Genomic DNA, 255 nt, shown 5'->3' with positions numbered 1-255 from the left:
GTGGTTGGGCTCAGAATTTGCGCGCAATCAGGATAAAGTTAATCTCACTAAAAATAGTGACACCTTATTGAAACTTGAAAGCGTTGCAAATATAGGCACATGGGAAGTCGACCTAATAGACAATAGCATTTTTTGGAGCCAGCAAACTCGACGTATTCATCAAGCCGAAGAAGGCTATACTCCAAACATGGAAACAGCCATTGAATTTTATAAAGCGGGTAAAAGTCGAGATAGCATTAATAAAGCGGTAGAAAA

At 39.2% G+C, this 255-nt stretch carries 1 protein-coding gene; it reads left to right on the top strand.

Going from position 1 to position 255, the window contains the following annotated elements:
• A partial coding sequence (locus tag AAEY78_RS14015) for a hypothetical protein (RefSeq protein ID WP_352339994.1) occupies positions 1-255 on the top strand: 255 nt, incomplete at both ends.

Origin of the sequence: Psychrobacter sp. 16-MNA-CIBAN-0192 (assembly GCF_040309565.1) — a bacterium.
Lineage (GTDB): Bacteria > Pseudomonadota > Gammaproteobacteria > Pseudomonadales > Moraxellaceae > Psychrobacter.
Note: the sequence above shows the minus strand (reverse complement) of the source record. Positions and strands in the feature narration are given on the sequence as shown.